13 protein-coding genes and 4 pseudogenes are annotated in these 21,598 nt (G+C 57.4%); 7 read left to right on the top strand and 10 right to left on the bottom strand.

The window, feature by feature from the left end:
• Positions 1-96: 96 nt before the first annotated feature.
• The 3 genes from LDZ23_RS14460 to LDZ23_RS35115 are packed head-to-tail and all read right to left on the bottom strand — an operon-like array spanning position 97 to position 6,682.
• Positions 97-3,057 carry a DUF1156 domain-containing protein gene (locus tag LDZ23_RS14460; protein ID WP_008352255.1) on the bottom strand — a complete coding sequence of 987 codons (2,961 nt, stop codon included), beginning with the start codon at positions 3,055-3,057 and terminating at the stop codon, positions 97-99.
• 9 nt (positions 3,058-3,066) lie between these two features.
• A complete protein-coding gene (locus tag LDZ23_RS14455; protein WP_033536370.1) occupies positions 3,067-6,513 on the bottom strand; it encodes a protein NO VEIN domain-containing protein in 3,447 nt (1,148 codons plus the stop codon).
• A 1-nt stretch (position 6,514) separates the two neighbouring features.
• Positions 6,515-6,682, bottom strand: coding sequence for a hypothetical protein (locus LDZ23_RS35115; RefSeq protein ID WP_326929443.1), 168 nt, complete (start codon positions 6,680-6,682; stop codon positions 6,515-6,517).
• An 883-nt stretch (positions 6,683-7,565) separates the two neighbouring features.
• On the opposite strand from LDZ23_RS35115, the gene LDZ23_RS14450 reads away from it, so the two are divergent.
• The 3 genes and pseudogenes from LDZ23_RS14450 to LDZ23_RS14440 form a co-directional block, all read left to right on the top strand.
• Positions 7,566-8,534, top strand: coding sequence for a DUF932 domain-containing protein (locus LDZ23_RS14450; RefSeq protein WP_008352262.1), 969 nt, complete (start codon positions 7,566-7,568; stop codon positions 8,532-8,534).
• Between the two features lie 70 nt (positions 8,535-8,604).
• On the top strand, positions 8,605-9,600 hold the full coding sequence (locus LDZ23_RS14445) for a YqaJ viral recombinase family nuclease (RefSeq protein WP_008352263.1): 996 nt from the start codon (positions 8,605-8,607) through the stop codon (positions 9,598-9,600).
• A 41-nt stretch (positions 9,601-9,641) separates the two neighbouring features.
• A pseudogene (locus LDZ23_RS14440) lies at positions 9,642-9,881 on the top strand (recombination directionality factor); the annotation flags it as partial.
• 56 nt (positions 9,882-9,937) lie between these two features.
• Here the strand turns inward: LDZ23_RS14440 and LDZ23_RS14435 are convergent.
• The 7 genes and pseudogenes from LDZ23_RS14435 to LDZ23_RS14405 all read right to left on the bottom strand — a co-directional run bounded on the left by LDZ23_RS14435 (position 9,938) and on the right by LDZ23_RS14405 (position 17,898).
• The gene (locus LDZ23_RS14435; protein WP_008352264.1) at positions 9,938-11,479 is read right to left on the bottom strand and encodes an IS3 family transposase; all 1,542 of its coding nucleotides are present in this window, start codon (positions 11,477-11,479) and stop codon (positions 9,938-9,940) included.
• 83 nt (positions 11,480-11,562) lie between these two features.
• The gene (gene istB, locus LDZ23_RS14430) at positions 11,563-12,429 is read right to left on the bottom strand and encodes an IS21-like element helper ATPase IstB (protein ID WP_008344766.1); all 867 of its coding nucleotides are present in this window, start codon (positions 12,427-12,429) and stop codon (positions 11,563-11,565) included.
• Positions 12,426-13,526 (bottom strand): annotated as a pseudogene (gene istA / locus LDZ23_RS14425) (IS21 family transposase); the annotation flags it as partial. The pseudogene istA (LDZ23_RS14425) and the gene istB (LDZ23_RS14430), both read right to left, overlap by 4 nt.
• Positions 13,527-13,600: 74 nt before the next feature.
• Complete coding sequence (gene istB, locus LDZ23_RS14420; protein WP_175983301.1) at positions 13,601-14,422, bottom strand: IS21-like element helper ATPase IstB; 822 nt, start codon at positions 14,420-14,422, stop codon at positions 13,601-13,603.
• Complete coding sequence (istA, locus tag LDZ23_RS14415) at positions 14,419-15,912, bottom strand: IS21 family transposase (protein WP_244807674.1); 1,494 nt, start codon at positions 15,910-15,912, stop codon at positions 14,419-14,421. Before istA (LDZ23_RS14415) ends, istB (LDZ23_RS14420) begins: the two co-directional genes overlap by 4 nt.
• A gap of 147 nt (positions 15,913-16,059) precedes the next feature.
• Positions 16,060-16,197, bottom strand: a pseudogene (locus tag LDZ23_RS14410) (helix-turn-helix domain-containing protein); the annotation flags it as partial.
• 159 nt (positions 16,198-16,356) lie between these two features.
• Positions 16,357-17,898, bottom strand: a complete 1,542-nt coding sequence (locus tag LDZ23_RS14405; RefSeq protein ID WP_008352264.1) for an IS3 family transposase — start codon at positions 17,896-17,898, stop codon at positions 16,357-16,359.
• Between the two features lie 69 nt (positions 17,899-17,967).
• On the opposite strand from LDZ23_RS14405, the pseudogene LDZ23_RS14400 reads away from it, so the two are divergent.
• The 4 genes and pseudogenes from LDZ23_RS14400 to LDZ23_RS14385 all read left to right on the top strand — a co-directional run.
• Positions 17,968-18,651 (top strand): annotated as a pseudogene (locus LDZ23_RS14400) (recombination directionality factor); the annotation flags it as partial.
• On the top strand, positions 18,648-19,703 hold the full coding sequence (locus tag LDZ23_RS14395) for a hypothetical protein (RefSeq protein WP_008352266.1): 1,056 nt from the start codon (positions 18,648-18,650) through the stop codon (positions 19,701-19,703). The pseudogene LDZ23_RS14400 and the gene LDZ23_RS14395, both read left to right, overlap by 4 nt.
• Before the next feature lie 97 nt (positions 19,704-19,800).
• Entirely contained in the window at positions 19,801-20,115 is a 315-nt protein-coding gene (locus LDZ23_RS14390) for a hypothetical protein (protein ID WP_008352267.1), read from the top strand.
• Between the two features lie 426 nt (positions 20,116-20,541).
• Positions 20,542-21,288: a DUF6988 family protein gene (locus tag LDZ23_RS14385; protein ID WP_008352268.1), complete on the top strand. Its 747-nt coding sequence runs from the start codon at positions 20,542-20,544 to the stop codon at positions 21,286-21,288.
• Positions 21,289-21,598: the final 310 nt, after the last annotated feature.

Genomic DNA, 21,598 nt, shown 5'->3' with positions numbered 1-21,598 from the left:
TTCACCTCAATCAGTTGTTCGCAGCTCGACGGCGCGGAATCCGGAATAAAAGGACGTTCTGTGGAACACTTGTTCTGCAAGCCAAATTCGTTTGTGTCAGAAGCCAAGTCCCTTTTTGCGTGCCAACACGCCGTCCACCCATCGCTTTTCTTCTGTGCCGTCCGGATAAAGAGCGGACATCGCCTGACCAAGTGCCCAGAACTCTGGGGAATGGCCAACCCGCATTTCAACGATAAAGCGACGAAGCGCATCTGAGCGCCCCGAACCAAAGAGAATCATCGCTTGATGAAGCTTATTTAGTGCGGTGGAGCCCGGTTCCCCTAGTCCGTCTGGCAGATCAACGTCGCCCATCACCTCCTCAATACCAAAGAGGCCCAGTTGCTTCGACTTTGCCTTGGGACGTTGCTCCAGTGAGGACTTACCAAAAAGTCCTACGGCGCGTTCGGAAACGGAGAGAAGCCGTGCCTTGTCACCCTTTACCTCAACGAGGTCAGTCATCCCGTCAAGGTCCACCCCGAGGCCTTGCGCAAGCTTACGTGCGGCGTCAAACGGGAGCCCGAAGCCCTTTGAAGAGACCTTGATCGACACGGCATCACCATCGACGCTATCCAACTCGTCGTAGTCCTCGTCGCCCTGCTCACCGGACTCCGCTACGTCCGAGCTCGCGCCAGATGTCGTTGCGCCGGCAGCCACAGTCCATAGCCACACTGCCGTAAGTCTGGCGTCGGGCTCTAATGCGCCCGAGTCGGCCCCTTTAAAAATCAATTCGAGGGCTTCGCGCGATACGGTTGACCAGATTAGCTCCAAAAACTCCGATAGTGCGACCACGTCACCATTTGCTTTTTCGACACGCTCATAGCGCGAAAAAAGTTCGAGAGCGGGACCTAAGCACGCGAAGATAGCATCCGCCCCAACGATGCCTTCCTTTGCAAGACGCGGCATCCAAGCATGAATCCGTTTGGGCAAAGCGCCAGTAATTTCTCGCCACTCACCTACTACATATTCAGGAGTGTGCTGCCTCGGTCTACACACGAGGTGAATCGACGATGAAAGTGCGCGCTGCCGATTTGCGAGCATTCGGCCAGCCTTCTCGGTATCAATGGGCCATGACGCGGTTATGACCCAGTCTGCGTCCAGCAATGAACGCAAAAGAGCCTCCCATCCGTCAGTTGACGCGTGCGCGAACACGACGATACCGATACCGTTCTCGACCAGTTCTTGCCGGGCCACCTTCAGGCTGGCAGTGATCTTCTCTTGAAAATGTTCGCGCGTCTTCTGGATAGCCTTGGCACCCGAGTGAGGAAGATTCTGAATCGCCTCGTCCTTCTTGGGTGTCGCTGACTCTGTGAGCAGTGCAGGGTATAAATCAAATAACGATCGCTTCAGCCAAACATAGTAGAAGTCGGACAATTCCGCATATGGAATTGCAAAATAATAAGGGGGATCACAGGCTAATACGTTAACCGAATTGTTCGGAAGGATCTGGGAATCCGCTGAGCGTTGATAGACATTTCCAGATGGAATGTTCGAAATCGCAAGATTGTCGACAACCGCTTGCATTCGGGCGAACTGATACTCCAAGCCGCCAACAAGCTTCGACATAATTGGAGATGCCTCAGCGTAATTGGCTCGCATTGGAATTGACGAGCTCTGAATGAATACGGAAATCAGGCCGTCTGACAAGTATGTCGACACCGACGAGTTGTACTGAGCAAGATTGCTTACGGCGAGTGCAAGCAACGTTGTAACCGCACGCTTAAGGTCAAGTTCGTCGGAAAGATTTTCGCTAGCAGAGTAGTCTTTCACCAGACCATTTAGCGTCGAAAGTGCCAGCAATTGCCGCGCATTAAAGAGATCTTTCCATTGCCGGAAGCCATATTGCAATACGTTCAGTCGACGCGGCTCTGCCTCGCTCAGGTATTCAGTTGGAACCAAGGTCGCTTCACCATATTGGTCGATCCGTTTGGTCAATAGCATCGCGGCGTGTTCAAACGCGCGCTGGTCTTCCTCGGTCGGGTCGCGATAGAACTTAGCATCGCTCGACCTCTCGACAACCGCATAGAGTTGCGCACCAAGCTCGCCGTTCCGAGCACGCGAGCGATAAGTCTCGGGCTTCATGGTGAAGGTACAGCGTGGACAGGTGATCGAACCTGTACGGACCGTTCCCTTGCCACCACTTCCTGGCTTTCCCTGACGCACATAGGTGCGGATAGTTGCGCCCGAAACGTCTAAAGACACATAGACACCCTTGCGCTTCGCAATGGCCAAATCCGTCAACAAAGGAATTACCGCCCCGCAGCCGGGACCGGCGCAAGTCAACGTTCGCGCCCACAAATAGGCGACGACCTCCCGCGTACTGTCTGACGCGGGGTAGAACTCTCGCAAGCTTCTCTTGGCCTCGCGCAGAAGACTCTCGGAGGCCTTCTTAAATTCTTGTGCCAGACGATCTCCATATTGCGGAATATCGTGAAGCGTCGACTGATTTAGAAGAACCGGCAGGGGATTCAGGTCGCTCGCAATGGAGCTCGCTCCGAGCCGTGCCGCTTCCAGCGGTATCGCCCCGCCACCGGCAAACGGATCGACTACAACAGGAGTGGAGCCCCTCTCATTGCCAAGGGCCACGTGTGCTTCGCTCACGATTTCTCGAATGAACGACAAGATTCGCGGATCTCTGCCAGCGTCGAAATCACAGAAGTCCACGATGAGCGAAAGCAAGGCGTCTCGAAGGAGGATACGGTCGTCGAGGTACTTGCTCGGCTGGACGCCGCGCGTCAGTTCCAAGGTCTCTCGGCTGAGCAGGTTGAGATTCTGTTCGATCCACGGCGCAATACTTTTCGCGCAGTACTCGACGAACCACTCAGGACAGTCTTCGTCGGCCGGGTCAGGTACAAGCGCTGCACAAAGAACGGCGCGGCACGCCGCCAAAGGACGTCTTGCCCACCACATATGAAGCGAGGAAATGTGACCGTCTTTTCTGCCCTTGTCGCTACGCGCATGACTTGAAATACGACGAATCGGAAGGTCGACTTCAATCAGCCGCTTAAGTTGGTTCTGCATGGTTATATCTTATTTCGCGGCCTGAATTATCGCGTTTGGTTTGACTTGGTACTGCTCGATGCGAACTACTGCTTCCCAGTCCATCTGGATCGCTGGGTCCCTCACTATCTTGATCTCGGGCTCTTTACCGCAGTTGAAAACGACGTATAGCCAGTAGTCTTGACGCAAGCGCTGAGCTGTTCGGTACTCGTTGGACGAGAGCGCAACCTCTCCGATACCCGCTCGTCCCTTCACCTCAATGAATCGAACCTCCAGTGCAGAGGCAGGGTCGTCTGGATGCGGACGCCGCGAGATCAGGTCAAATCCGCGATTTTCGCTTTCTACGCTCTCTACCACCCACCCGCGGGCACGCTCCATCGAAATGACGGCATCGATGGCGATGCGCTCGATCTCATCGTCTCGAACGAATGGCGCCATCCCCGGCGCAGTGCGATCCGGATGCGGCAATATCCAGCCGACGCCAATGCGACGGATATCGCTGATCGTACAGTGTCGCTCTTGGGAAAGCTCGACCCTCCGGCGCTCCAGCCGGGAGTTGAGCTCTTCTAGCTTGTCTTCTGTCAGCTTTATATTCGCGGCAACCGGGGAATCCATTTCACCGGCAGCTTGCTGCACATGCAGCTCGGCCATGCGCATATTCTGTCGATGGATGAGTTCGTTGAGGCTGATTTCCATATGTCGCGAGATGGTCTCAATCTCTTTCGTCCGCTGACCCTTGATCTCCCCCAGGAAAGGTTGAAGGGCCTCCTGGACGAGGAAGCGCTCTGCTGCTTGCTGATTAGCCACATCTATGTCCGGCGTGGCAGTGCCCTTTGGGGCAGGTACAACGTCAAGCAAGAATGTGGGCTGCTTAATTTCCGTTTGTCCATCCAGACTCTGCACAACGATGAACAGTCGTTTATGTAGTTCGTTCCCTCGACCGTCTCGGATCGAGGACGAGAAAACGCTGAACCGGGCCGGAACCGCGCGATTCATGTCGAAGAAAATAGCGCCACGTGCAAGATCCTCGCGGACGTGCTCCTGCAGATCCTCCCTCACCACTTCGAAAAGCGGATGCCCGGGTGTTACCCAGTCGGCTGTCGGGTCTCTCTTGAGTTTGTCTTTGTCGAAGACGATTTGCTTATACTCCCGCCCCAATCGCCCAAAGCGAGGCTCCAAGCGTTCGCCGATTGCCCAAAGATGTCTCGGCAACCGCCCGACTCGAAATGTGGCCCGGTCACGATGCGGCTCGCTGACTGTTAAACCAGTGACCGGTGCAGCCTGGATAAAAAAATCCTGGATGACTTCGGGCACTAATCGCCGCTCTCGCGCTTCCGTCGACTTACCGAGAATGGCCGACAGGTTCAACTCCTTTTTTGCCAATCCCTCGAGAGTCGAAGCGGTAATGCCGCGAAAACGCTCAATATCGACCTCTTCGACTATGCGCTGCTTAATGAGCTCCTCGGTCATATTGTTGTGCGCGTACAAGTCGCGCAACATGCGCTCTAGCTGATTCGCGGGAAACAAATCTCCAAGGACATTGAACACTTTGCCAGTCTGATTCGGATCGAGATCCAGTTCGATCTGTTCGATGCGCTCGAACAGCTTTTGCATCACACGACCTTCCCGTGTGTTAGTGGTGACGAAGTTAAAGATGAGGCAGTCTTTCTCCTGCCCGTATCTGTGAATACGGCCCATACGCTGTTCCAAGCGAATCGGGTTCCAAGGTATGTCGTAGTTGATCATTACCCAGCAGAACTGCAGGTTAATACCCTCTCCCGCTGCTTCAGTCGCAACTAAAACTTGGCACGTTTCCCGAAACTCTCGCTCCGCGTAGATACGAGTTCCAGGGGTGTCTCTGTCGCCAATTTTCATACCACCATGGATCTGCGTGACTGACAATTCCCATTCGCGGAGCTTGCCCAAGGGACGGCCATCTCGCCCGTCACCAGCAAGAAAGTCAAGTGTGTCTTTGTGCTCGGTGAAGATGAGCAGCTTCATCGTTGGGTCGGCAAACACCCCCTTTTCCTTCAGCAACCCCTTCAGGTGCCGAACCTTCACCTCCTGCTCTTTACTCTCCAGACCTTTCGCCTGGCGGATTAGAGCGGACAAGTCCGAGATTTCCTCGCGCAAGTGCTCCGGATTGAACGATGCCACCGTCTCTTCAAGGCTTGAGAGCACCTCCTGCTGCTCATCCTCAGGCAACTCATCGAAGTCGTCAGGAAGACGTCTCGAGATCTGCTCTTGCCTATACCTTTCAGGATTTTCAAGAATACGCTCGCGCTTCTCCGACATCCGCTCAAGGCTGCGCCGAACAGCGTATGTGCTCGAAGCGAACCGGCGCTGCAGCATTGCCATGGTGAAACCTACCGCGCGACCACGAGCGCTGTCGTCACGAGCAGCTCGAATTGATTGGTTTTCGACGTATCGGGTCAGCTGATCGTAAAGATCAAATTCGTCGTCGCCAATCGCAAATTCACTGGTCTTGACGATACGGCGAGTGAATAGAGCCTTCACTTGACCCGTTTCAGGGTCAGGGAAGGTCACTAGCGCTTCTTTTACCCGTCTCAGATAGAAGGGTGCTTCTTTCTCAGCCAAGGCTGCATCAAGGCTACTGATGTCCCCGTAGACATCCTTATCCAGCAGAGACAGAAACAGGCAGAAGCTCTCAGCATCTCCTTTGTGAGGCGTCGCCGTCATCAAGAGGAAATGGTCAGTCATCTGCGATAGTTGCTCTCCGAGTTGAAACGCCAAGGTCTTCTTGTCCGAACTACGTGCAGACATTTTGTGGGCCTCGTCAACGATGATGAGATCCCAGTGGCTGCGCAGAAGGGAGTCACGCGCGTCTTCAATCCGTGAAACCCACGACACGGAAGTGATAACTTGGTTTTTTTCTTGCCAAGGATTGTTGCCGTAATTCGCTCTCAGGACGTCGCTGCGAACGACCTCGAATTGCTCACGGAACTTATCCTTGAGCTCGCGCTGCCATTGAAATGACAGATTCGCGGGCGTAACGATGAGCGTGCGCTTGACCAATCCACGAATTTTCAGCTCTTTGATGAGGAGCCCGGCCATGATGGTCTTGCCGGCACCGGGGTCGTCCGCAAGAAGAAAGCGAATACGGGGAAGCCGCAAAAAGTAGTCGTAGACAGCCTCGAGCTGATGCGGAAGGGGGTCTACACGAGCGATCGAGAGTGAGAAATATGGATCGTACTCGTATGCAAGTCCGAGTCGCATCGCTTCAATACCAAGCCGAAACCGCGTAGGATCGCCGTCGAACGGCTCTGTCTCTGGGCTTGCGACCAATGTCTCCAGCTGCTCCTCGGTCAATATCGGATCATACGACCTCTCCGAGCGCAACCCTTTGCCGAACATCTTAAGAGACGTGCCGAACTCCTGCACCAGTATCACCTGCACAGGTTCAGGAAAAAGCGGGCCCGAAACTACAGCGCCTGCTTTGAGCTCTGATTTCTTCACTTCACTCCCCGGTCTTGTGGCGAACTTCCGCGCCCGTAGTTTTGCTGTCGACGAGCCGTACGCCCTTGAGTTCACAATACTGAAGCACTAGATACTCCAGCATGTTCGAGAGTGTCCGGTGCTCCTTTGCCGCTGCAAGGCGGAGCAGCTCCTTTACCTCAGACGACATCCGCAAGTTGATAGCAGTAGTTTTGCGCTCGTTCATGTTGCGCCCAGCGTCCGCACAATGTCTTTACAATGTGCCGAAATGTATCGTCAATCGAGGTGGTTGTAAATCAACTTGTGCCGATCCCGCAAAAGCAATCGATGCGGACCCACAATCCTGTTCCCCCAAGTCCTGCGGAAAGTCAAATTCGTCAAAGCAGGAAATCCTGAGTTGGCTTTCACGACTTCGGTTTCAAACGCTTGAGCCGTTGAATTGCGAAAAGGCAGGGCAGCGCTTAGTCAATGCTCACCACTCAACAAAAGCAACGCGAAGAAGAACGTGAACTTTCAGGCATTTTCGAAAGAATCTTAGAAAATTTCACCCACATATCACCCGAACGAGCATGCACCGGTATGCCTAGGCAACGCCCGTTGCCCGAACCTACATGAGGCTGATATGAACCACTCCCTGTCCTGTCCCCGTTGTAACTCGACGCGCATCGCAACGCGCGACTATGCCCGCAAAGCTGGTGGTGCCATGGGCGCCGCAGCTGGCGCTGCCGGTAGCGCAGTTGCCGCGCTTGGTGGCGCAGAAGCTGGTGCCACCCTAGGTCTGATCGCTGGTCCCGTAGGGTCGATCTTCGGTGGTCTGGCCGGTGCGCTCATGGGAGCACTTTTCGGAGGAGCGGCAGGCTGTGCTGCCGGTTCCGCTGTCGGAGAGCAGATCGACACCCATGTTCTCGACAACTACGAATGTCTTGAGTGTGGTCACGCGTTCAGCAAGTCGCGCACGTCCTGACGCCCGCATACTTTATCGCTTCCATCTTCCCGCTCAATGCCTGCGGCCCTTCGGGGCCGCAGGCATTTTTGCTTTCAGTCTCTTCCATCCATTTAAGAAGGAAACCATCATGCATTTGGTTCAAACCATGGCCTATGTAGGCGAAACGCCGTGGCACGGCTTGGGCACCCCCCTCGCAGCAAACCAGCCGCTCGAGGTCTGGGCTCGCGCTGCGGGCATGGACTGGTGCATCGAAGAAGCCGAAGTGCGGTTCGTTTCCGGCACGGCAGGCTCTTCGCTCGGCTCGATCCACGCCTTTCCCGAGCAGAAAGTGCTGTATCGCTCGGACACGAAGGCTCCCCTTTCCGTTGTCTCCCGCCGATTCCAGGTGGTACAACCGGCTGAGATTATCGAATTCTATCGAGACCTTACCGAGGCGGGCGGCTACGAATTGGAGACCGCTGGAGTTCTGCGCGATGGCAAAAAACTTTGGGCTCTGGCCCGTACTGGCCAGAACGCTACGCTCAAGAGCCGCGACCGCGTGAATGGCTATTTACTCCTTGCAACGGCATGTGACGGCAGCCTTGCAACGACGGCCCAGTTCACTAGCGTACGCGTGGTCTGCAACAACACGCTAGCAATTGCGCTTGGCGATAGCAATGGAGCCGTCAAGGTGCCGCACCGCAGCCAGTTCGATGCGCAGGCCGTGAAACGCCAGCTCGGCATCGCCATCTCTTCCTGGGATGGGTTTATGGTCCGCATGAAGGCATTGTCGGAATGCAAGGTCAACGATGCCGCAGCCGAAACCTTCTTCCGCCGCGTGCTGACCTACCCGACCACCAGCGCCAGTTCGCCCGTCGCGGCGACCAACGATAGCGCGATCAAAGCCGTTCAGGAGCTGTTCGCTGGTCGGGGCAAGGGGGCGCATATGGCCTCTGCTGCGGGCACGGCTTGGGGGCTGCTCAATAGCGTGACCGAATACGTGGATCACGCGCGTCGCGCACGCAGCGACGATCACCGCCGCGATGCCGCCTGGTTTGGAGCCGGCGCTGCTCTTAAGCAAAAGGCTTTCGAAGAAGCGATGAGGCTCGTCGCCTGAATGCATGAACCCTTTCCATCTATGCCCGGCCGGGTCTCCCCGCCGGGCATTTTCATTTGTGGAGGTCGAAATGGCTTTGCCTGAATCTAGTGCGCGTCAGCGTAGCCGCCCGGCACTGCGACTCGTAGAGACGAAAGACATGCCACGTGAGGACTGGCTGGAAGTTAGGAAATCAGGGATTGGTGGCAGTGACGCCGCCGCCGCTGTCGGGCTAAGTCCGTATCAGTCGATGCTGGAACTCTGGCTTGTAAAGACGGGGCGCGACGCGAACCTGCCGAAGCCAGATCCGGACGATACGACGGAGCCCGTGTATTGGGGAACGATTTTGGAGCCCATCGTGGCCGCGTCGTACACCAAGCAGACGGGCAACCGTGTGCGACGCGTCAACGCGGTTCTCCAGCATCCCACTGTCCCATGGATGCTTGCAAATGTAGATCGAGAAGTCTTGGGAAACCGCGACGTGCAACTGCTCGAATGTAAGACAGCCGGTGAGTTCGGTACGCGGCTCTGGCGCGATGGGGTACCGGAATACGTGACCCTTCAGGTTCAACATCAACTGGCCGTGTCCGGCAAGCAGGCGGCCGATGTAGCTGTGCTGCTTTGCGGCCAGAAGCTAGACGTGCATCGCATCGAGCGCGACGACGCATTGATTGCCCGGCTAATCGAACTGGAAGCGGCATTCTGGCGGTATGTGGAAGCCGACACCCCGCCGCCTGCCGACGGTTCGGAATCGGCGGATCGCTCGCTGCGCTGCCTGTATCCGGGCACAGGCGGCACGGTTGATTTCACAGATGACCGTCGCCTGTCGTCAGCCTTCGCTGATCTGGTCGCTGTTCGCGCCGAGATTGAATCCCGCCAGAGCCTCGAAGCCCAACTCAAACAGATCATCCAGCAGTCAATGGGCGAGGCCGACCGGGCACATTTCGAGACCGGCTCCGTGTCGTTCAAACGCAGCAGGGACGGCTCTGGCGTCGATCTGAAGGGTCTGCTCGCCGATCACCCCGAGGTCGCCACGCGGTACGCCATCACGAAGCCGGGTTCACGCCGGTTTCTCGTCTCTACCTGATTCGTTGCCCCATTCCCACTATTATCTACAGGAGCATTGTCATGCTGAAGGGCTTGAGCATTACGCCGCCCGTGGTCGGGCGGATTTCAATCGGGCGCGTCGTCGAGAAGAACGGCAAGCGTCTGCCCGAGAAGGATGATCAATTCACACTCACCACGCAGGTGCAGCAGCGCGGCGAATGGATGCTGCACCCGCTCAACGAAACGCTGCGCAAGGCGACGTCGGGCAAACTACGAGCCATCCCCGTGCGGTTCCTCTTCAACGATCCCGACCTGAACCTTGTCAACGTCGGACTTAGTTTCCCCAAAAGGGGGTGCGGCTAAATTCTTGGACTGATTTATGCCGCGATTCCAAGACTCTGCCGGTATTCGATGGGGCTGAGGGAGCCGAGCGAGACCTTGATCCGTTTTGCGTTGTACCAGCGGATGTACGAGTCAACGATCTCGATGAATTGATCGATGGTCGTGGCTCGCCAGTCACGAGGATAGAACAATTCCGTCTTCAGTCGCCCGAAGAAACCTTCGCAGGCTGCATTGTCCGGCGAACATCCTTTGCGCGACATGGAACGAGTCAGTCTGGCAGCCTGCATACGCGAGAGCCATCCTGGCCAGCGATAGTGCGCACCACGATCCGAGTGGACTACAGGTCGCTCCTTGCAGCCGACTACTGATTCGATCGCTGAATCCAGCATGGTATTGACGAGCTCGGCGTCCGGCCGCGTACCGATTGACCAGCTCACAACAAGACCGTCGAAGCAGTCGATAACCGGCGACAGATACACTTTGCCGGCCGGAATCTGAAACTCGGTAAGGTCCGTGAGCCATTTCTGATTAGGAGCAGCGGCGTAGAAGTCACGATTGATGATGTTTTCCGGCGCGGGACTAATTTCTCCACGATAAGAGCCGTAGCGACGTCGCCTCGTCGTGGCGGCCGCCAGACCTTCCTGTCGCATCAAGCGACGCACTACCTTCTCCGAAATGAAGACCTGTTGCCTGATCAATGCCGCGCGAATCCGCCGATAACCGTAGCAACGGTGATTAAGTTCGAAGATGTCCGCGATGACGCGCCGCGCGTCAGCATGCCTATCAGCAACCGACAGCCGTGCACGGTGATAGAAGTAAGAGCTACGGGCAAGACTCAAAGCGGCTAGCAACTCTGGCAATGCATAGCTTTGCTTTAGGGCATCAATCAGCATTGTCTTCTCCCGGTTGCTCAGGAGTTGCGGGTTGATGCCCATCCCTTTTTTTATCAGTTCGGTCGCCTTCTTCAGAATGTCGTGCTCAAGCTGCAGCTGTCGGATGTCGCGTCGAAGCGATTCGACCTGTTGTTCCAGTTCCGCACGCTCATTGTTCGATGCTGACTTCCTCTTGCGTTTCATAGATGCTGGAACCTCTCGACCGAGTAGCTGATTCTTCCAGTTATAAAGCGTTGGCCGGCTGACACCGGCTTTCTCGGCCACCACCCGAGCGCTTTGCTCTCTGGTGCACAGTTCAATAACTGCCGCCTGCTTCACCTTTTGTGATTTTGCAACACTTCCAACGGCTCGGCCAACGATACGTTTGCCGATTTCCGGACACAATTCTTTGATCCAGGTCGCAAGCGTCTCGCGACTCGGATAACCCAAAGCTCTCAAAGTGGCGGCAGCACAGCGGCCATGACTCAAATAATGATCGATGGCAATCGTCTTCTGCTCATCAGAATACCTCGGCCTCGAACGGACATAGCCCGCCCGCAGATCGTGGCACTGCTCGTACTCGCGATGCCAGGCTTTGAGAGAGTTCTTGGTCGGATAGCCCAACTGCCGAATGGTAGCTCCGATGCGCTTGCCCAGCTTCAAGTAAAGTCGAACCGCTCGAATGCGATCTTCGTATGAAAACATGAACTACCTCCAGGTAGTCCAAGTTTTTGTCCGCATCCCCAAACTGTCGGAGTAAAATTCCCCACCCTGTATCTGCGTGGTGATCAGCCGTTTTCGGGATCGGGTGAGCTCCTCCGGGGGCGTCCTGGGCGCCGGCGCGGCGTTTCGGCAGATGCCGGGTGTAGAGATGATGGACGGTTGCGTAGATGGTCGGGGAGTAAATCGGCATGCTCGCGCAGACGGTAAGAAGAGCCCTCAATCTGCACCACGATCGCGTGATGCAGCAACCTGTCGAGCAGGGCTGCTGCAACGACACTGTCGCCGAATACCTCGCCCCACTCACCGAAGCTGCGATTGGAAGTCAAGATAATCGCGCACCGCTCATAGCAGGCGTTGATCAGTTGGAAGAACAGGTTGCCGCCGTTTGAGCCGATGGGGAGATATCCGATCTCGTCGACAATAAGCAGGCTGTTGCGCGCGAGGAAGCGCACGCGTTGCGGCAGATTGCCTTCGCGCTCGGCCTTCGCCATCGAGCTGACGATTTCGACGAGCGAGCCGAAGTACACGCTCTTGCCGGCGCGGACCGCTTCGACACCCAACGCGATGGAAAGGTGTGATTTACCGGTTCCAGGCGGCCCGAGGAAATGAACCGCCTGTCGCCGCTCGATGAAATCCAGTTGCGCCAGCGTCATGATCCGATCACGATCGAGGCTCGGCTGGAAACTGAAGTCATATCCGGCGAGCGTCTTGATTGTGCCCAATCTTGCTGTCTGTAGTGCCATCCGAATACGCCGTGTCTCGCGCGTAGTGAATTCCTCGCCCAGCAGCGTCTCGAGCACTTCCAGCATTGAGCTGTCGCCCTGCTCAAAGCGCTTCAGAGTGGCATCTAGAGCTTCGAGAGCGCGTGGCATGCGCAAGCCAACGAGGTAACGCTGTATCCGCTCGACAGTCGAGCTTGGAACGCTGTTCATGCATGCCTCCCAACGTCAGCTAGGCGTTTCGCGACCTGATCATAGAACGTTAGGGGCCGGCGTGCGACGCCTGCATTTGAAGGCGGCAGCGCGCGTCCGGTTTGCGGCTTGCGCTTACCGGAGCGCCTGTGGCCAGGCAGCAGTGACGTTCGTCGTCGGCCTTCCAGCACGGGGTGCACTGCCAGCAGTTCGCCCTGCTCGTAAATCCGGATTTCGTGAGCCAGACTGTGAACTTCGAGGGTGCGTTTGCGCGTTCGGTCGGGCACGCTATAGTAGTTTCCGCCGACTGAGACGAGTCCTTCGTGACTCACACGCCGCTCGAGTCGGATCACGCCATTGAACAAACCGGCGGGAAGCGCTTGCAACGTCGGGCGCTCCTCAAGAAAATGCTCCGCGACAACTCGGTGCGTCGTGCCATGCACACGAACATTGGCTACTGAGTCAAGCCACTCACGCAACTGGCGATTCATGTCGGCAAGATTCTGAAATCGTCGAGCGAGGAAGAAGTCCTGACGGATGTATCGAAATGGGCGTTCGACCTTCCCCTTAGTCTTTGCGCGATATGCCTTGCATGCGCGCGGCGCAAAGCCATAGTGCTGCGCGAATGCGACGAGCTTTGCGTTGTAGACGATGTGCTTCTCGACTTCGCCCAGCACGGCCGCCTTCATGCGGTCGTAAAGCACCTCTCGAGGAACACCGCCGATGTGCTCAAACGCTTCCATGTGACAGCGCAAAACCGTTTGAAGGTCTTGGTGCTCAACGAAGCGGCCCCACAAATAACGGCTGTGTCCAAGCACGAGCGAGAACAACCAGATCGAGCGCCGCTGTCCAGGGACGTCATCAAATTCGACATTGAAGTGAGCAAAGTCCACTTGAGCTTGAGCTCCAGCCGGCGTCTCGAAGCGCACCTCGAAGCCACGCTGCTTGGGCGGACGAACTTCTCGGACCAAGTCACCCAAAGCTGTGCGACCGCCGACGTAGCCCATCGCCTGAACCTCCCGAAGAAGTCGTTCAATGCTCAGCTCGGGGTACTCACGCACACGCTCGGTCACGTAATGGACAAACGAATCGACGACGCAAGGACGCGGCGCACGCGGATGGACAGCGTCAAGCAGCACGGCCGGTTTACCGACAACCATCTTGGCCGGTCGACCGGGATGATTGTCGGTCGTTATCCGGTCATGGTTGTCGCTCCTTGTTGATGTTTGTCGCTGGAGGATTGTCGGCGCCGGTTGTTCTGTTTGTCGCTGGCTGCGCGACGACGGTAGCTTTCGACGTTCATCTCGAAGATCGTCGAATGGTGGACGAGTCGGTCGATCGCAGCGACAGTCATGCCGGGATCCGGAAACACGTTATTCCATCCCGAGAAGGGCTGGTTGGCCGTGATCAGAAGGCTGCGGCGCTCGTATCTTTCGGCGATCAGCTCGAACAGGACGCTTGTTTCGGCCTGGTCCTTACGGGCGTACGACAGGTCGTCGAGGATGATCAGGTCGAAGCGGTCGAGCTTGGCAAGAGCTGAAGGCAACTGCAGGCTCTGGCGCGCAGCCTGCAGCTTCTGTACGAGCTCGCTCGTACGCGTGAACAGCACCCGGTAGCCGGCGTCAATCAACGCGTGTCCGATGGCCGAACCTAGATGACTCTTGCCGGCCCCAGGCGGACCAAACAGGAGCGCCGTGGCACCTTTCTCAAGCCACGAATCGCCGGTCGCGAGCGCCATGACGTGTGCCTTTGAAACCATCGGCACCATGCTGAAGTCGAAGGTCGCAAGCGTCTTGGTCGGGTCCAGATGCGACTCGGCACGATGTCGTTCAATGCGCCGTTTGGCCCGCTCGGCCAGTTCGTGTTCGAGCAATGCGCCGATCAAGCGTGTGGCCTGCCAGCCTTCCTTGTCGGAGCGCTCCGCAAACTCGGGCCAAAGGCGGGCGATGGTCGGCAGGCGCAGTTCATTGAGCATCAAGGCAAGACGGCCGGCATCGTAAGCATGCGTGCTCATGCGACCTCCTTGTTGAGCAGGTCGTCATAGCTGCTTGCGGGTGGCATCTCGACATTGACGTTTGGGCAATCGGCGTGACGCGGCGCGAACTCCTCGCGTAGAGCCTTCAGATCAGGCAGCTTGCCGTCAACCAGCAACGCGTTGAGGTGCGCGGCCAGCACGGCCTCGACGCCATCGAGCGCGGCGAGTTCAAGCAATCCAACGATGACTTTGCACGCCTCGCGTTGCGTCAGTCTCGCCTCCAGCTGTTCCCAGGTCCGGCGATAGGCCTCGCGCGGAAACAGCTCGTCTCGAAACGCAAGCCCCTTGAATGCCTGCGGCTTGCGTTTGAGGCTCTCAATGAAGTGTCGGTAATCAAGTGCGCGGCGGTTGTCGCCGGCACGCGAACCTCGCGAGGTGCTATGCACCAGCGCGCCTGACAGATAGCAGTCGAGCCGGTCACCATACACGCGCACCTTCAGACGATGACCGATCAGGCGCGACGGCGCGCTGTACAGAATGCCGCGTATGGTGAAGGTGCTGCAGCGTGTAACGCGCGCTTCTTCCTCGACGAAGTCGGTCGTGCGCCTTAACGGGAGATCCATGAGCTGTTCGCGCTCAAGGCGGAACGCCGCTGCGTTACGCCGGTTGCGACGCATGACGACCTCGCGCAGAAACTCATCATAGGCCGCACGATCAACGAAGTCCCGATGGCCGCGCAACATCAACGCCTGGTCGACAGCTTCCTTTAAATAGCGATGCGATGACTCCACGCTACCGTTCTCGTGGCCCAGGCCGCGATTGTTGCGCGTCCCGTTCATGCCGTAGTGCTCGAGCAGCGCCGCATAGCGCACTGTGAAGTCGTCTTTATCCGCGAGGTTTCTGAACGCCGCCGACAGACTGTCGGTGCGATGCTCGCGCGGACATCCCCCGGCCTGCCATAGTGCATTTTGCAATCCCATGGACAGTGCTTCGAAGCTCTCGCCGCCTTCAACGACATTAGCGTATTCCCAGCGCGAGAACGCGAGCACGAAGTGGTACAGCCGGTGTTCGAATGGCACGCCAGCGATCGTCACTCCCAGTTCGGCCATGTCGGTGAAGTCGGACAGGCCGCGTGCGCCAGGCTCATGCAACTGCGGGAAGAAGACTTCCTTCGGTGGACCGGACATCGCCCTCCAGTGCCGAATGCGCCGCTCCAGTGTGCGACGTGTGCTGTCCGGATACTGCCCGGGATGATCCTCCTGCAGCTTGCGCAGGATGGTGATCGCCTGAAGTTGTGGCGCGTTCGCAAGCATCGGAACGACTTCGGTGTCCCAGACGTCGGCGAAGGGATCGGGACGGGAACGCCAGTAACGACGGGGTTTCTGTGATGGCAGGGTGGTGTCACGTTCGATGCGCCTTGCGCTGCGGACACTGATGCCCGCCTTGGCGGCGGCGATCTCCTGCGAGTGATGTTTGCGTTTGGACATGTAGAGGCGAACCTGTTGGTCGGTAATGCGGGTTCCAGACATGTAGCTGATCGCTTTCTTGTTCGATCAGCCATCGTAGAACCCGGCCGACTCGGCGCCGCCGGTGATGCGTCGTCTTCGGCGGCTACGCCGCCTTCGACTCCTCATCACCGGCCAAAACCTTCGCCGCTACACCGGCCAACATGATTGTCGCCCTCCACGCGGACCATAACGGGGCGCCTGCACACCATTCTTAATGTATTTGCGAACGGTCTTGCGATCCATATTTAGTCGAACGGCGATAGCCGAGATGCTCAGCCCCTGCCGATGCAATTCCAGAATCGTCATAACCTCTCCCAGCTCGACCACCGGTAGCTCCCCGACGAATGCGAAGGCCTATATGGTCGGTGATCGACGGGGCGCCACCGCTTACGCGGCGGCGCCAAACAAAAAACTGGGGAAATTTACTTCGACGAAAAGGGGGTGCGGCTAAATTCTTGGACTGATTTATGCCGCGATTCCAAGACTCTGCCGGTATTCGATGGGGCTGAGGGAGCCGAGCGAGACCTTGATCCGTTTTGCGTTGTACCAGCGGATGTACGAGTCAACGATCTCGATGAATTGATCGATGGTCGTGGCTCGCCAGTCACGAGGATAGAACAATTCCGTCTTCAGTCGCCCGAAGAAACCTTCGCAGGCTGCATTGTCCGGCGAACATCCTTTGCGCGACATGGAACGAGTCAGTCTGGCAGCCTGCATACGCGAGAGCCATCCTGGCCAGCGATAGTGCGCACCACGATCCGAGTGGACTACAGGTCGCTCCTTGCAGCCGACTACTGATTCGATCGCTGAATCCAGCATGGTATTGACGAGCTCGGCGTCCGGCCGCGTACCGATTGACCAGCTCACAACAAGACCGTCGAAGCAGTCGATAACCGGCGACAGATACACTTTGCCGGCCGGAATCTGAAACTCGGTAAGGTCCGTGAGCCATTTCTGATTAGGAGCAGCGGCGTAGAAGTCACGATTGATGATGTTTTCCGGCGCGGGACTAATTTCTCCACGATAAGAGCCGTAGCGACGTCGCCTCGTCGTGGCGGCCGCCAGACCTTCCTGTCGCATCAAGCGACGCACTACCTTCTCCGAAATGAAGACCTGTTGCCTGATCAATGCCGCGCGAATCCGCCGATAACCGTAGCAACGGTGATTAAGTTCGAAGATGTCCGCGATGACGCGCCGCGCGTCAGCATGCCTATCAGCAACCGACAGCCGTGCACGGTGATAGAAGTAAGAGCTACGGGCAAGACTCAAAGCGGCTAGCAACTCTGGCAATGCATAGCTTTGCTTTAGGGCATCAATCAGCATTGTCTTCTCCCGGTTGCTCAGGAGTTGCGGGTTGATGCCCATCCCTTTTTTTATCAGTTCGGTCGCCTTCTTCAGAATGTCGTGCTCAAGCTGCAGCTGTCGGATGTCGCGTCGAAGCGATTCGACCTGTTGTTCCAGTTCCGCACGCTCATTGTTCGATGCTGACTTCCTCTTGCGTTTCATAGATGCTGGAACCTCTCGACCGAGTAGCTGATTCTTCCAGTTATAAAGCGTTGGCCGGCTGACACCGGCTTTCTCGGCCACCACCCGAGCGCTTTGCTCTCTGGTGCACAGTTCAATAACTGCCGCCTGCTTCACCTTTTGTGATTTTGCAACACTTCCAACGGCTCGGCCAACGATACGTTTGCCGATTTCCGGACACAATTCTTTGATCCAGGTCGCAAGCGTCTCGCGACTCGGATAACCCAAAGCTCTCAAAGTGGCGGCAGCACAGCGGCCATGACTCAAATAATGATCGATGGCAATCGTCTTCTGCTCATCAGAATACCTCGGCCTCGAACGGACATAGCCCGCCCGCAGATCGTGGCACTGCTCGTACTCGCGATGCCAGGCTTTGAGAGAGTTCTTGGTCGGATAGCCCAACTGCCGAATGGTAGCTCCGATGCGCTTGCCCAGCTTCAAGTAAAGTCGAACCGCTCGAATGCGATCTTCGTATGAAAACATGAACTACCTCCAGGTAGTCCAAGTTTTTGTCCGCATCCCCAAATGAGGAGTATCTATCCGACGCTGACAAACCTTCGGGCCGAGTATTCGTGCTTCGACCGTGAGACCGGACGCCCCATCTGTGTCGGCAATGGCGAAACGTGCCGTCGCGCAGGAGGCGACGGTATCGAAGAACTGCCGTGTCCATCGCCAGACGCCTGTGTCTTTGGTCAGACGGGAGGCTGCAAGCCCTACGGGCGGCTCAATGTACTGATCGGCGACGAGGACGAGCTCGGATCGTTCGTGTTTAGGACCACGAGCTTTAACTCGATCCGAACGCTGGCTGCACGCCTGCACTACTTCTCTGCGGTGTCGGGCAACCTGCTCGCCTGCCTGCCGCTGGAACTGAAGTTGCGCGGCAAGTCCACCACGCAAAGCTACCGGAGCGCGATCTACTACGTCGATCTCTGCGCACGGACGAGCAGCACGCTCGAATCCGCGATCATCGAGGCGCGCGACTTAGATACACGGCGCAAGGCTGCCGGCTTTGATCAGCAGGCGCTCGATACCGCTGCGCACGCGGGCTTCAGTAACGGCGCATTCGAAGAGACTATCGAGGAAAGCGCCGCTGTTGCCGAAGAGTTCTATCCAGCGGAGTCCAGCAATGGCGGCAGTCACGATACCGGTCACGACGAGACTTCTTCAACGACCCGGTTCAGCCTGCAAAAGCAGCTGGATCGGCGTGCCGCGCTGCTGGGCGGGAAGGAGGCATGATCCGCCGCCTCGCTCTTGTCCTAGCGATCACCGCGACCGGAACGGCAGCCTGCATGTCGGTGCTGGCCAGTTGGCACCGTGGCGGGTCGGTACCGGAACGGCTCGTGTGGGTGGCGACGGGTCTGGTACTCGTGACAAGCGCGCACCTCTTACCAGCCCTGCTCCGTCGAACGTCACTCCTTGTGCGCGTCACGGGTAGCGTGTTATGGGGCGCGTGTCTGGCGACCGCGTGTATCGGCCATGCGGTTTTCTTCGTGACGGCCCAGCAGCATGCGGGCGAACTGCGCGCGTCGGCTGTCCATGCTGCTTCCGGCCCGACATCCGGTCGCAGTCTTACGACCGTCATGGCGGAACGTGCGACCGCGACGGCGCAACTTCCCGCCGCCAACGCGCGGTACTGCACCGGTAATTGTGTAACGCTCGACGCCCGTCGCGTGACACTCGGGGCCAGAGTGGACGCACTCAACGCCGAAGCGGACGACATCCGGCGTCAGCAAATCGCGAATGACCGAGTCCCGACCCGACGCGACTCGTTACGCGCCGATCCAGTCGCCTCACGACTCGCCGCATTACTCGACGTACCTGTCGCCCGCATCGACCTGCTCTTCGGGTCACTCTTCGCCGCAGTCCTCGAAGGTGTCGCGTGCCTGCTGTGGCAGGTAGCACTCGGGGCGTCGCTGTTGCCTGTCGTAATGGAAGCCGCGATGCCCGTAGTCGCAACAGTCACGGATTCTGCCGGTGCGAAACAGTCCATGCCTAACGCAGTCGCGGACGCTACGCATGCGTCCCATTCCGTCGTCGCGCCGATCAGGACGAGTCACGCCGACGGGGCGGTTAGTCGCGAAAGCTCGATCTCCAGTCTCGCTCCGCAAGACCATCAGCAATCGTCGCCATCAGCGTCCGATCCCATAGACCATCACCTCACCCAACTCGCGCGTGACATTACCGATGGATTACTGCGGCCAACCGTCGCTGACATCCGTCGCCATCTGGGTTGTTCCCAGGCGAAGGCTGTAACCCTCCGTCGCGCACTCGTCGAGCTCATAGCCTGACGCGGCGCGCTCTGCGCCCGAACTTCCCCTCATTCCAACGAACACACATCCGGCTCATCCGGAGGCCCGTGCTCGTCCGCTTTCTGGAGAATTGCCAATGAATCAGCCCACTCGGCTCAAACCGCTTTTCCGTCCGGGATGCCTGCTCATCACGCCGGATGCGCTCACAGCGCTGCGCGCGAACGGCATTCCTGTCATCAGTGTCGCACTCAGGCACATCGCGGGCGACTGGGGTACCGTGTCCGACGACGACCGTCAGCAGAACGACCTTTCAATCGCTGCAGGCTTGCGCCTGATCTCGCTCTATCGGTTGCCGGATCAAACTCGCATTCTGGTGACCACCGAGTGGGATCGCTCGCATACGGCCATCGAACTTCTTGATGACGTCGTGCCCGATAACCATCCGGCATAAACCCGCGCCGAGCGCCGCAGACCGGTTGCATTGTGGCTCAGTCAACGCAACAGGCGGGTCAGTCCTGCCTTCTGCGCTTTTTCTTCTTGCGGATAATCACAGCCGCAGCGTGCTTGATCGTATCGAAGCATGGCGCCGCGCCAGTATGCGCGGCATTTTTCTTTGGTTTTTTGCGCCGTCCCAGCGCGGTATGCACAGCGCAGGGGGACTACCCTCCCGAGCTGCCAACTCGCCGATCAAGGCCATCGAAAGATGGCACGCCGGTTTCTGGCGTTTGTCTGAGGCAAAGTGCCACGGTTTTCTCTCGACGTACGTGCCATCGCGGTCAACCTTAAATTGGATGTTGCATGAAACCGCGCCGAATATACTTACGTTTCACGCAACCCACACGCACGAGAGTCCGCACTGGTGCGAAACAAGCAACCGATGGCGGCAACCAAGAACGAACTTACACGCCCCTTTAACATGTCCGAGACAGACGAAATTCCGAGTGACGAAGGCGAAATCTCCCATTCCAGATCAGTTGCCATTGCAATTAATCGGTCTATAGACATTACCGCATGGATCGGCGACCGGCGGCCAAAACAAATAAAAATACATCCTGATCGCCAAGACCGCGATGCGCTCGCGATCAAGTTCTTCCTTCTCGCGATCGATCACGGTGAAGCAATTCCCGCATTGGTCAGATTTGACTACCGAAGTTCAGCTTTCTCCCTACTACGTCCACTGCTCGATGCATATTTTTACGGTCTTTGGGCCACCACTTGTGGGGACACCGAGCAGATGACGAGGTTCGCCACTCGCGGGACGTTACCGAAGATTGAGTCTGCCGTTAAAGCAATTGATGAAAGGATGAATGCAGGTGCTCGTACATTGAAAAGTGAGCTCTACGATGCACTGAATGACTATACGCACGGTGGCCTGACTCAACTTGCCAATTGGTCTCCCAGCCCTAGCGCAATCGGTCAGGCCCACTCTGACGAACTCACCGTGAAAATCATGTCCGTGGCCGATCTGTTCCGAGTGACGGCATGTGTGGGTTTGCTGAAAATCGATGGCACTGCAACTGAAAGCGACAGAGAAGTGCTGATGACGGCAGTCGCACGAGCGATGCCACTCACGGCTGAGTCAATGGGGTTCCAGAGAAGCGATCCACGCAGCCAGACAAAGTAGAGCGCTTCAATCCGCTCGATAACGGCGCCGTGTTTCACGCGCTGTTCCCGGCTGGCGCGCAAACTCCGTCGTCGCAGCTGCGTAGTGAACCGGTTTATCCATGACCGGGGCGGCTCTGTGGTTAGCACAATCATGTTCCATTCAGGATTGTCCCAACCAACGTCGCGCAAACTGGCCTAAAGCTTGTGCTGCTGCGCGATGGCTGCAAGGCTGCACAGGCGTTTGGCCCGCCGCCACGGTCCGGATCTCGAATACGTGGCCATATTACGCCAACAACGCAGTCGGAACCCTGCACGCTTGCGCTTCAGTC

The organism is Caballeronia zhejiangensis (genome assembly GCF_022879815.1).
Classification (GTDB): domain Bacteria; phylum Pseudomonadota; class Gammaproteobacteria; order Burkholderiales; family Burkholderiaceae; genus Caballeronia; species Caballeronia zhejiangensis.
This window is presented reverse-complemented; position numbering and strand designations above follow the sequence as displayed.

Coding starts and splice junctions, on each gene's coding strand:
- LDZ23_RS14405 (WP_008352264.1), bottom strand. CDS start 17,898: ATGTTTTCATACGAAGATCGCATTCGAGCGGTTCGACTTTACTTGAAG.
- LDZ23_RS14460 (WP_008352255.1), bottom strand. CDS start 3,057: ATGCAGAACCAACTTAAGCGGCTGATTGAAGTCGACCTTCCGATTCGT.
- LDZ23_RS14390 (WP_008352267.1), top strand. CDS start 19,801: ATGAATCAGCCCACTCGGCTCAAACCGCTTTTCCGTCCGGGATGCCTG.
- LDZ23_RS14385 (WP_008352268.1), top strand. CDS start 20,542: ATGGCGGCAACCAAGAACGAACTTACACGCCCCTTTAACATGTCCGAG.
- LDZ23_RS14435 (WP_008352264.1), bottom strand. CDS start 11,479: ATGTTTTCATACGAAGATCGCATTCGAGCGGTTCGACTTTACTTGAAG.
- LDZ23_RS14395 (WP_008352266.1), top strand. CDS start 18,648: ATGATCCGCCGCCTCGCTCTTGTCCTAGCGATCACCGCGACCGGAACG.
- LDZ23_RS35115 (WP_326929443.1), bottom strand. CDS start 6,682: ATGTCGTCTGAGGTAAAGGAGCTGCTCCGCCTTGCAGCGGCAAAGGAG.
- LDZ23_RS14445 (WP_008352263.1), top strand. CDS start 8,605: ATGGCTTTGCCTGAATCTAGTGCGCGTCAGCGTAGCCGCCCGGCACTG.
- istB (WP_008344766.1), bottom strand. CDS start 12,429: ATGAACAGCGTTCCAAGCTCGACTGTCGAGCGGATACAGCGTTACCTC.
- istB (WP_175983301.1), bottom strand. CDS start 14,422: ATGAGCACGCATGCTTACGATGCCGGCCGTCTTGCCTTGATGCTCAAT.
- istA (WP_244807674.1), bottom strand. CDS start 15,912: ATGTCTGGAACCCGCATTACCGACCAACAGGTTCGCCTCTACATGTCC.
- LDZ23_RS14450 (WP_008352262.1), top strand. CDS start 7,566: ATGCATTTGGTTCAAACCATGGCCTATGTAGGCGAAACGCCGTGGCAC.